The sequence below is a fragment of the Candidatus Cloacimonadota bacterium genome, from assembly GCA_011372345.1.
Taxonomy (GTDB): Bacteria; Cloacimonadota; Cloacimonadia; order Cloacimonadales; family TCS61; genus DRTC01.
In genome coordinates, this window is record DRTC01000623.1 from 1 (window position 1) to 8,434 (window position 8,434).

Sequence of the window (8,434 nt, forward strand, 5' to 3'; positions counted from 1 at the left end):
ATTATTTGATAGAAAATTGTTATTAGATTATAAAGATGATTTTAAGAATTATCAGGTAACAATAACAGAATATGAGGAGTATCTTGAGGATAGTAAATTTAGTGGATTATTAATTGAAGAATAGACTCGACTCGTGACGAAGTGCAAGTCGAGGATATTCGGGTAAACAAATTTGATTTGTGATAAATAATGCGACTTATTAATCATCTCCGACTCGCGCTACGCAACGAGTCGAATCTGATTGGATTGGACGCGAGTCGTGACGCAGTGCGACTCGTGGACATCTCCGGCTTTCATCATCTCCGACTCGCACTGCGTTACGAGTCGAATCTGATTTAGAAAGAGGTAAAAAATCATGTTCTTCTGCAAAGAATGCGGCTCAGAGACCAGCAAATGGTCGGGAAAATGTCAGGCTTGCGGAGCCTGGAATTCGCTACAGGAAAGTTCAAGGATAACAGGTAAAAAGAAATCGGGCAAAAACCTTCAAGGTTTAGTAAACCTTGAAGGTTTGATCAAAGCAAAACCGGAAGTTTTGAAAAACATCAAAGTAAAATCTCAATCCCGCATATTTTCTCAAATTAATGAATTCGATGGAGTTCTTGGCGGAGGGATCGTTCCCGGGATGGTCGTTTTGATCGGAGGAGAACCCGGGATCGGGAAATCGACTTTGTTAATGCAGGTTTCCGATAAAATTGCTTTGCTGGGGAAAAAAGTATTATTCATTTCCGGGGAGGAAAGTAAGGAACAGATAAAACTCCGCAGCATCAGGTTAGGATGCGAATCAGAAAATTTGTATCTTTTCTGCACCAATGAAGTTGAGGAAATTATTCAGACAATAAGTGATTTCAAACCGGAAATGGTTGTAATCGATTCTATCCAATCAGTTTATCTCGGCACGATCGAAAGTGTTCCCGGAAGTGTTTCTCAACTGCGGGAATGTACTGCCATTTTTTCGAGAATTGCCAAACAGAACGGGATTCCTTTCTTTTTGATCGGTCATGTCACCAAGGAAGGAATTGTTGCGGGACCGAGGATCATCGAACACATGGTTGATACGGTTCTTTATTTCGAGGGAGAAGTTCAAAAACAATTTAAGATATTGCGAGCAACAAAAAACCGGTTTGGTTCTACAAATGAGATCGGATTGTTTGAAATGTTGTCTTCAGGTTTAAAGGAAGTAATCGATCCTTCTCAACTTTTTTTAAGCCATAATGAAAATAATATTGGAACAGCAGTGGGATGTATGCTGGAAGGTTCGAGAGTTTTTCTGGTGGAAGTTCAAGCTCTTGTTTCTCCAGCAAATTATGGAACTTCCCAACGAGTTGCGATCGGTTATGATCATCGGAAATTAGCGATCTTACTGGCTGTCATTGAGAAAAATCTTTCCCTGAATTTGCGTCAGAATGATGTTTTTCTGAATTTTGCCGGTGGGATAAAAGTAGCCGAACCTGCTCTTGATCTGGCTGTTACTGCTGCCATCTTATCGAGTTTCAAGGAAATGGAATTACAAAAAAATACAATTTTTCTGGGAGAAGTTGGATTAAGCGGAGAGATCCGACCTGTTTCTCAAACAGAAAAAAGAATAAAAGAAGCTACCAAGCTTGGATTTAAAAATATTATTATTTCAGAAAAAACAAAAAACAGAAATATTAAAGCGAAAAGGATAGATCATATTGTGCAGTTGTTGCCAATGTTGTTTTCGGGTAAATAAAAAACTTGCCAAATTTCAAAAATTTGGCAAGTTTACAAAGTTAAAACCACTCTTTTTTTGTGGCAGCTAAAAGTTGTTTTAAAGAATCCCTTTTGGATTTGATATATTTCAGTTCAGATTCGCTTTCCGTTCTATCTTTTGCCTGATTCAGATATTCATCTGATTTGAGGAAATAGGTATAAGCTTTTTCTTTAACTTTATCTCTTTTTTCTACCAATTTATCAAGTTCTTCACCGTAAAATTTTCCGGAACGAACATCTTCATCTAATTTTAAATATTCTTCATATTTTTGATAACCTCGATCAAAAGATATTTCAGCTAAAATCCTGTACGGCTGGTAAAGAGTCGGATCGAATTCGATAACTTTATTAGCATTTTCTTCAGCTTTAGCATAATTCTTACTGGAATTGTAACTGGTGGCAAATAAAATATAAACCTTCGGATCGTCAGGAATTTTCTCTTTCAAAGTAAAAGCAACTTCCAGTGCTTTATCATACTTTTCCGAACCGAGATAAAGGTTTGCCAGGCTAAAGTGTGCTTTACTATTATCAGGATCTTCTTCGATTATTTCAATATAATTAGCAATAGTTTGGTCGATCTTGCCTGTCCTATCATAACATTTTGCCAGTTTCTTTTGCAGGTTATCGTCTTCCGGAAAAAATTCAGTTGCAGATTGCAGGAATGAAATTGCTTCTTCATATTCTTCCTGATCATAAAGCATAATTCCTGCAGATTTATACGCTTCTCCGAATTCTTCATCAATTTCAATCGCTTTTTCATAAGCTTCCTGTGCATCTTCAAAATCTTCATTTTCCTGATAAATATTACCGATCCTCATCCAGATAATTTTGTCTTCTTCGATTTCATTGATTTTGATCAAGGTTTCAACCGCTTCTTCATATTTATCCAATTTCAGATAAGTATTGCTTAAATAATCCAGGATGTTCTTGTTTTCCGGTTCAATTTCCAGAGCTTTCAGATAAAACTGCTCTGATTCATCATAATTTTCATTAATAAAATTGATCAAACCGAGATAAAAAGAAGACTCCATATTTTTATCATCGATCTCGAGAACTCTGAGAAAAGTTTCTTCAGCTGCCTGGTAATTTTTACTGTTAAAATGCTGTTTTCCGATACCAACAAGTTTGTCGATTTCACCACCGCTGAACTCCTCGATCAGGGCGATCAGGTTATCTTTGATAGCTGCTCTTCTCTGTTTACTGGCTTTCTTAACATTAAAAGTCGAGGATTTGACATCCATTGATTTCATGCTCAAGATTTTAGCTTTTAGTTTGAAATCATTGTCATCAACTGAAGAAATGCTTCCCCATACAACAATATCAGCTTCTAATTTTTTACCAAAATCAGCGATTTTTTCCAAGTCAAGAACGGATAATTTCGAATAACCCGAATCATCAATTACTTTCTTAACATCTTTTTTGGGCACCATCTCAAAATTATCGTAATCTTTAAAAATTTCTTTGAAATCTTTGGAATTGATCGAGTTTACTACATAGTCGCTTTTATTATCATTTTTTTCAAAAGGAAGAACAGCAACTTTCTCAGCTTGAGCAAATAGAATATTGCTGATCAGGACAATCCCGACTACTAAAATTAATACTTTTTTCATTATTCCTCCACAATTTTTCTATAAACAATTTATTTAATAATAATTTATCAGGCAAGTTTTTTTTGGAATCCAGAGATTAAACCGCGAACAAAACTAAAAAAAGAAAAGATATTCATTCTGAACTTAGTAATTTGATTTACGACCAAACCGTCGAATTTATTCGATGGGAAAAGATCGTTGATATTAATCGATTTTAATCGCTAATTTAGCGGAATGGATTCCGAATTAAGTAGTAGTCATCTTCATTTCCATTCCCTGAAGTGAATGGTTAATGTTTGGATTACTTTCATTAGATTCCGAACATTTTGATTTTAATAAAATCAGCCAATTTCCTTAAAAGGAAATCAATAAAAACTCCTGTAATTCCCATAATAATAAGATAATAAAGCATTTTTGAATATTGCAGTAAATAGCGAAAATCCAATAACCTGAATCCCAGACCGCTTTTAACTCCCAGCATTTCAGCAGCAATGATCGTTGCCCAGCCAAGTCCCCAGATTATGCGAAAAAGATTTATCAGGTTTAGAAAAGTAAGAGGTAATTCGATTTTCAGAAACAATTGTGATTGGCTGGCACCGGAAACTTTTGCTTCATCTATATAATCTTGGGAAATGTTGGAAAAACTATCCGAAGCAGCGATCAAAGTAGGAAAAAAAAGAGTAATGAACATGATGAAGGCGACCGGAGCTTCTCCCAATCCGAACCAGGCAATAGCAAAAGGCAACCAGACAAAAGGTGAGATATTTCGCATAAAATTTATAGTTGGAAGAAATAAGCTGTTTAGAATGGAATTATGATAAATTAGATAACCTCCAAAGATTCCTGAAATCCAGGAGATCACTGCAAAAAAAGAAACCCGGAAAAAGGAAATGAAAAGATCGGAAATTGCAGTCGATAATGAGAATTCAAAATCAAACAATTCCTTTAAAGAAATTTTCAGAGAAAAAGCTAATAATATGAGCAGGATGAATAGTAATAGAAATCCTGATATTGCAGATTTCTCTAATTTCATGATCAAACTTCCTCTCTTTTTTTTCATTCCCGAATTTCATTTGGGAATGTAATTTATAGAAAAGTTTTACTTTGAATTAGAAAAAATCGAAATAAAATTTCTCAACCAAGTATGTTCCCAAATGGAATTTAGGAACAAGATGAAAACTCTCTTTCATTCCTGAAATTTTATTTGGGAATGTAATTTTCAGAAAAGTTTTACTATGCGTAAGAATAATCGAAACAGAATTTCTTATCCAATTATGTTCCTAAATGGAATTTGAGAACAAGAGGAGATAATCCTCTCTTCAATACAAATTGAAATTCATTCATCTTTTTTTATCTAATTTCAAAATAAACATCTTCCGCTTTCACCGGTTTTACAATATATCCTTTTTCAATCATTTTATTTACTGCTTTCTGCTCGAACAATTTACCTGTTTCCGCAAGTCCCATCACAAATTTTGTATGATACAAAGATTGTTTGGCGATCTCCTTTTGCAGGTAAAAAGAAATCTGGGCAAAATCAAAAGCAATTGCGGGATTATTATTGATCCCATTAACACTTTTTTCCAGACCTTGAATCAGTTTTGTTATTTTTTTCTTTTTATCGGAAATTGCTTTTTCAGTTGCTGACAGGTCACAACACGGATGAAAAGGAAATTTTTCGCTAAACCAGTGAATTATATGAAAATTCTCGTCAAACTTGAAGATCGAAGGAACATAGTAGCTTAAAGCATCGACTTCACCTGATTTGAGGGCTGTTGCCATATCCATTGGAGTACGGAAATAGACCAAATCCATGTTAATATTATTCTCATCTAAAAACATTTCTGCGAAAATATCAAGAGTAGAAGCTCGTAATACACCGATTTTTTTGCCATCTAAATCCTGGATATTTTTGATTTCTTTGGTTGTGATGATACCATCACTTTCCCGTTCCATAAACGATATAATTTTAACCTTTTTCCCCTGCGAAACATCAGTCCAGGTGTAGGTGAAAGGCATAATAGCAACATCGATCTTTTCCGAAACCAGAGCTTCGTTTGTTTCCCAGCCGGAAGAGAAATATCTGATTTTGTAATCTTCTGCTTTCAAAGTTCCGATTTCTAAACCAAAGCCGAAAGGTAGATGATCTAAAGATGGTTTGATCAGACCGATGATCAATTTATCGTTATTGGAACTGCATCCGATTAAAAATAATAGGATTAAAATTAAACAGAATTTTGTGAATTTCATTCTTTCCTCCGGATTTTTTTGAATTGTTATTGCGAGATTTCTTACACAGAATTCTTTCGAAGCAATCTAAAACTTCTAACTAACAGATAAATAAGAGATTGCTTCGTTAGTTATAAGTGAAAGATTCCTCGCAAAGACACTTAATTTTAAAGAACTAACAACTCTTAAAACTTGCCGTATTTTTAAAAATCCGGCAAGTTTTCATACATAAAAAACCACCCTCGAACAGTCAGGGTGGCTTTGTTGTTAAAACCTATTTCTCCTATGAAACTACTTTTCAACTTCCGAATGTTTTTGCTTGCAAAATCTTCGGAATGTTGAGTTACATTTTTCCGAACAATCGGAAGATCAGTTCTACTCAATGAGTAGAGATGCTGAACATTCCGATGTTCTAGTGTGGTTTCATCTTAATAGAACTATTTGCTCGCAAATAGTGGAGAGCTTAACTGTAAACTTCTTTGTTTAATAAAATAACAAACAAGATTGTTTGTTTTACATCGTTCCCAATTCCTTGATTGGGAGTTTAATAAATCTCTCTAATTTAATTCCAAGAATGATCTTTTAATAATCTCGATCGCATCCATCAATTGACCCTTCGTCAAGATCAATGGTGGAGCGAATCTGATGATATGATCGTGAGTCGGTTTGGCAAGTAATCCATTCTCTTTCAATTTCAGGCAGACATCCCAGGCTTCGATATCATCTTTCGGTTTGATCACAACTGCATTTAAAAGACCTTTTCCACGCACAGTCTCTATAAAAGAAGAATCGATCTTTCTCATTTCCTCCCGGAAAATTTCTCCAAATTCAGCAGCTTTTTCCGTTAGATTTTCCTCTTTGACAACTTCCAGAGCAGCTTTGGCAACTGCACAAGCAAGAGGAAATCCCCCAAAAGTAGAACCATGCTCTCCAGGTTTTATCACATTCATAATTTGATTATCAGCAAGAACCGCTGAAACTGGAAGAACTCCACCGGAAATCGCTTTTCCCAAGATCAGGACATCGGGTTTGATGTTGGAATGATCACAGCAGAGAAGTTTGCCGGTTCTGGCAATTCCTGTTTGAACTTCATCAGCAACAAAAAGGACATTGTGTTTTTTACACAGATCGTAACAATTCTTGATATAGTCATCGTCCGGCACAAAAACTCCGGCTTCTCCCTGGATCGGTTCAACCAGAAAAGCACAAATATCTTCGCTTCCATCCTGCAAAACCTTTTCCAGAGCTTTAGGGTCGTTATAGGGAATAGTAATAATTCCCGGCGTATAAGGCCCAAAATTATTTCTCGCAACCGGATCGGTAGATGCTGAAATGATCGTTATTGTCCGACCGTGAAAGTTATTTTCCGCAACTATTATTTTGGCTTTATTTTTCTTGATTCCCTTTTTTTCATAACCCCATTTACGAGCAATTTTGATTGCAGTTTCAACACCTTCTGCTCCAGTATTCATCGGCAGAACTTTCTCGAATCCGAAATATTCAGAAAGGAATTTTTCATATTCACCAAGTTTATTATTATAAAAGGCACGCGAGGTTAAAGTCAGTTCTTTTGCCTGATCGATAAGAGCATTGATGATCCTGGGATGACAATGACCTTGATTGAGAGCAGAATAAGCTGAAAGGAAATCAAAATATTTATTACCTTCCGGATCCCAGACATAAACTCCTTCACCTCTGGCAATTACAACCGGAAGCGGATGATAATTATGAGCACCATATGTTTCTTCTAATTTTATGGCTTCAACACTTGAAATACTTCCGTAAGCTAATTTTTTTGACATTAATTCTCCTGATTTTGATTTTTTTGTTACCGATTTTTCAGCAACGATTTTAATGTCAAATGTTTTCTGGATAGTGCAAAACTACAAAGGCACCAAGACACAAAGAGTAATTAAAAACTATCATAAGCTGAAATTTCTGCAATAGTTTTCAGATTCCTTTTGTGTTTTGGAACTGCCGGATATCCAACTGGCAGCAATCCAACAATAACATAGTCATCAGGAAGATCGATCAATTCTGCCATCTGGTCAGGGTAAAAAGCTCCGATCCAGCAGGAACCGAGTCCGAGTTCCACTGCCTGCAAAACAATATGTTCTCCGGCAATCGCTCCATCAATGATGGGAGCATTCATGCCGCAAGTCATTACATAATCGAGATTGGTCATACAAATAGCGATTGTTATCGGAGCTTCCGAAACAAATTTCTGATCTTTACAGATTGCTGATAATTTTTTTCTTTTTTCTTTATCTTTGATCACAATGAATTTCCAGGTTTGCTTATTACTTGCTGATGGTGCCAGTCTTGCTGATTCTAATAAAATATCGATCTTTTCCTGTTCGATTGGCTTATTTAGAAATTTCCTGACACTGAAACGGTTTTTGATACACGGCATTACTTTCATTTTACTTTCTCCCCTATATTAATAAAAGTTCTTCTGATTTTATCCAAAATTTCATCATAATTTTCATCTCCGTTTTCAATTCGAATCGAATCAAAATCATTGATATGAGCGTTTTCATCCTTTATAATAACCCAGAGAGCGAACGATTTTCTGAAAGGTTCTAACAAAGCGATTTGCTTTCCTTTATATTTGAAACCTACATAGTACGAAGTGGCATAATCCTCGATATTATTTCCAATAGATTTAATGACAAATATCATAACATCGGTAACATAAAAATATCATAAGATAGTTTACAGAATTAATAGGGTGGAAATATCATAAGATCGTTAATAGTTTTTAAGTTCAGAACACCTGACCTCAAGGATTTAACAATGACACCAAATCTAATAAATAGTCTCAACAAATATTTTTAGTACTTTAATATAATCCATTATATAGAAACCAGTAATGAATTATTCAA

7 protein-coding genes are annotated in these 8,434 nt (G+C 35.2%); 1 reads left to right on the forward strand and 6 read right to left on the reverse strand.

All coding sequences use genetic code 11. The features are described from left to right. The first annotated feature begins 352 nt into the window (after window positions 1-352). Complete coding sequence (radA, locus tag ENL20_11915) at window positions 353-1,711, forward strand: DNA repair protein RadA (GenBank protein ID HHE39261.1); 1,359 nt, start codon at window positions 353-355, stop codon at window positions 1,709-1,711. A 40-nt stretch (window positions 1,712-1,751) separates the two neighbouring features. On the opposite strand, the gene ENL20_11920 is transcribed toward radA, so the two are convergent. The 6 genes from ENL20_11920 to ENL20_11945 all read right to left on the reverse strand — a co-directional run bounded on the left by ENL20_11920 (window position 1,752) and on the right by ENL20_11945 (window position 8,231). Further along, complete coding sequence (locus ENL20_11920; GenBank protein HHE39262.1) at window positions 1,752-3,341, reverse strand: tetratricopeptide repeat protein; 1,590 nt, start codon at window positions 3,339-3,341, stop codon at window positions 1,752-1,754. Window positions 3,342-3,630: 289 nt separating this feature from the next. After that, window positions 3,631-4,380 carry an ABC transporter permease subunit gene (locus ENL20_11925; GenBank protein HHE39263.1) on the reverse strand — a complete coding sequence of 250 codons (750 nt, stop codon included), beginning with the start codon at window positions 4,378-4,380 and terminating at the stop codon, window positions 3,631-3,633. Window positions 4,381-4,670: 290 nt separating this feature from the next. Beyond that, window positions 4,671-5,570, reverse strand: a complete 900-nt coding sequence (locus tag ENL20_11930) for an ABC transporter substrate-binding protein (GenBank protein ID HHE39264.1) — start codon at window positions 5,568-5,570, stop codon at window positions 4,671-4,673. 536 nt (window positions 5,571-6,106) lie between these two features. Further along, on the reverse strand, window positions 6,107-7,351 hold the full coding sequence (gene rocD / locus ENL20_11935; GenBank protein ID HHE39265.1) for an ornithine--oxo-acid transaminase: 1,245 nt from the start codon (window positions 7,349-7,351) through the stop codon (window positions 6,107-6,109). A 110-nt stretch (window positions 7,352-7,461) separates the two neighbouring features. Continuing rightward, a complete protein-coding gene (locus ENL20_11940; protein ID HHE39266.1) occupies window positions 7,462-7,971 on the reverse strand; it encodes a nitroreductase in 510 nt (169 codons plus the stop codon). Continuing rightward, a complete protein-coding gene (locus ENL20_11945; GenBank protein HHE39267.1) occupies window positions 7,968-8,231 on the reverse strand; it encodes a hypothetical protein in 264 nt (87 codons plus the stop codon). Before ENL20_11945 ends, ENL20_11940 begins: the two co-directional genes overlap by 4 nt. Window positions 8,232-8,434 lie beyond the last annotated feature (203 nt).